Below are 2,766 nucleotides of genomic sequence, written 5' to 3'. Positions count from 1 at the left end.
GCTTGGCATCAGCCGTGGCTCGCCCGAGCAGGTGATCGATGGCTGGCGCCATTTCGGCTACGTGCCGCCGGAAGGCCAGAGCGACGCCGACATGGCGCGGCATCACGCCGAGGTCTTCCTCGAGACGCTGCGCGGCGAGGGGTTCGCCCAACCCAATCCGCGGCCAATGTTCCCCAATCCACCCGGCCTCTTGCGCCTCGAGCCGCATTCGGAGGGTTTGCGCGAGCGGATCTGGTGGGGGGCGGCCACCAATGCCACGTCGGAATGGGCGGCGAAGCTTGGCATGAACCTGCAAAGCTCGACGCTCAAATTCGACGAGAGCGGCAAGCCGTTCCACATCCAGCAGGCCGAGCAGATCCGCATCTATCGCGAGGCCTGGAAGGCGGCCGGTCACAAGCGTGAGCCGCGCGTCTCGGTCAGCCGCAGCATCTTTGCGCTGGTCGACGATCGCGACCGCGCCTATTTCGGACGCGGCAATGAGAGCCGCGACCAGATCGGCTTCATCGAGGAGAACACCAAGGCGATCTTCGGGCGCAGCTACGCGGCCGAACCGGATGTGCTGATCAAGGAATTGGCGCAGGATGAGGCGATCACTGAGGCCGACACGCTGCTGCTCACCGTTCCGAACCAGCTCGGCGTCGACTACAATGCGCATGTCATCGAGGCGATCCTGACCCATGTCGCGCCGGCGCTGGGCTGGCGCTGACGCCGGATCGATCAGGACGGAGTGCTCCAGGGAGGTAAAACCATGCCGAAGAAGGCCCTGATTGCCTGGGGCGGCTGGGAAGGCCACACACCGGAGCAGAGCGCCAAAATCATCCGTGCGCTGCTTGAGCGCAACGGGTTCGACGTCACGCTGGGCGAGGGCACGGCGATGTTCGCCGATCCGCAGCTTGCTTCCTTCGATCTCATCGTGCCGGTCATCACGATGTCGACGATCGAGAAGGCCGAACTGCAGAACCTGACACTTGCCGTTCGTGGGGGAAGCGGGCTCGGCGGCTTTCACGGCACAATGGGCGACAGTTTTCGCAACGAGCCCGACTATCAGTTCATGACCGGCGGCCAATGGGTCGCGCATCCCGGCGACATCATCGACTACAGGGTCGCCGTCACTAGGCCGGACGACCCGATCACATCGGGCGTCAGTGATTTCGCCTACCGGTCGGAGCAGTATTACATGCATGTCGATCCGAGCAACGAGGTGCTGGCCACGACCATTTTCACCGACGCGCATTTCCCGGGGATAGGCGGCGTCGTCATGCCGGTCGTCTGGAAGCGTCGCTATGGGGCGGGCAAGGTTTTCTACAGCGCTCTCGGACACAATGCCGACGAGTTCGCGGTGCCGGAAATGGCCTTGATTGTCGAGCGGGGTCTCATCTGGGCCGCCCGCTAGGTTCTGAGGACACGAGCATGACCGTACCGGTGAGAGACTTGCCGCTGCATACGCCCATCGATGGCCGGCACCGCAAGATGCTGATCGACGGCGCTTGGTGCGACGCGCTCAGCGGCCGGACCTTTGAGACGCGCAACCCCGCCACCGGCACCGTGATCGGTACCGTGCCGTTGTCCGATTCAGGCGATATCGACCTCGCCGTGGCGGCGGCCCGGCGCGCCTTCGACGGGCCGTGGAGCCGGTTCAAGCCCTATGAGCGCCAGGTGCTGTTGTTGAAGATCGCCGACCTGATGGAGCGCCATTGGGAGGAGATCGCGCTTTCCGACACCACGGATATGGGCATGCCCATCGTGCGCACGCTGGCCAACAAGAACCGCGTGCTCGGCATGCTGCGCTTTTATGCCGGCATGGCGACGTCGATCCACGGCCACACGATCGGTAATTCGCTGCCGGGCGAGATCATCTCCTACACGCGCAAGGAGCCGGTCGGCGTCGTCGGCGCGATCATTCCTTGGAATGCGCCGACTGCCGCCTCGATCTGGAAGATCGGCCCGGCGCTGGCGACCGGCTGCACCATCGTGCTGAAGCCTTCCGAGGAAGCGCCGCTGACGCCGCTTTTGATCGGTGCGCTGATGATGGAGGCCGGCGTGCCGCCCGGCGTCGTCAACGTCGTCACCGGCACGGGTGCGGAAGCCGGCGCGCCGCTTGCCGCCCATATGGATGTCGACAAGATCGTCTTCACCGGCTCGACAGCGACTGGCCAGAACATCCTGCGCGCCTCGGCCGGCAACATGAAGCGCGTCTCGCTGGAGCTCGGCGGTAAGTCGCCGGTCATCGTCTGCGCCGATGCCGATCTCGAGCGCGCCGTGCCGATCGCGGCGATGTCGGTGTTCGCCAATTCCGGCCAGATCTGCATCGCCGGCTCGCGGCTGTTCGTCGAACGGCCGATCTATGACGAATTCGTCGAGCGGGTCTCGGCCTATGCGGCGAAACTCAGGATCGGCGACGGCGCCGACCCCGAGACCGAGATCGGGCCGCTGATTTCGCTGAGGCAGCTCGAACGCGTCACCGGTTTCATCGAAGACGGCACCAGGCAGGGCGCCAGGCTGGTCACCGGCGGCAACCGCATCACCGAAGGTGCGCTTGGGTCAGGCAATTTCATCGCGCCGAGCGTCTTTTCCGGCGTCACCGACGACATGCGCATTGCCCGGGAAGAAATCTTCGGCCCGGTGATCTCGGCGCTGCCGTTCGACACGCTGGACGAGGTGGTGCGGCGCGGCAACGACACGCCTTATGGGCTGGGCGCCGGCGTCTTCACCCGCGACCTCGGCAAGGCGCACCAACTGGCCAACCGCCTGCGCGCCGGCTCGGTC

The 2,766-nt window shown here is 65.3% G+C and carries 3 protein-coding genes; all 3 read left to right on the top strand.

Annotated features, from left to right (window positions below; all coding sequences use genetic code 11):
* Positions 1-706: LLM class flavin-dependent oxidoreductase (locus tag EN993_RS34160; protein ID WP_164757998.1), on the top strand; the 706-nt coding region annotated here is incomplete at its 5' end.
* A gap of 42 nt (positions 707-748) precedes the next feature.
* Positions 749-1,393: a ThuA domain-containing protein gene (locus EN993_RS34155; RefSeq protein ID WP_127266081.1), complete on the top strand. Its 645-nt coding sequence runs from the start codon at positions 749-751 to the stop codon at positions 1,391-1,393.
* 77 nt (positions 1,394-1,470) lie between these two features.
* On the top strand, positions 1,471-2,766 hold a 1,296-nt coding region (locus tag EN993_RS34150), incomplete at its 3' end, for an aldehyde dehydrogenase family protein (protein ID WP_245469049.1).

Origin of the sequence: Mesorhizobium sp. M7D.F.Ca.US.004.01.2.1 (assembly GCF_003997785.1) — a bacterium.
Taxonomy (GTDB): domain Bacteria; phylum Pseudomonadota; class Alphaproteobacteria; order Rhizobiales; family Rhizobiaceae; genus Mesorhizobium; species Mesorhizobium loti.
Note: the sequence above shows the minus strand (reverse complement) of the source record. Positions and strands in the feature narration are given on the sequence as shown.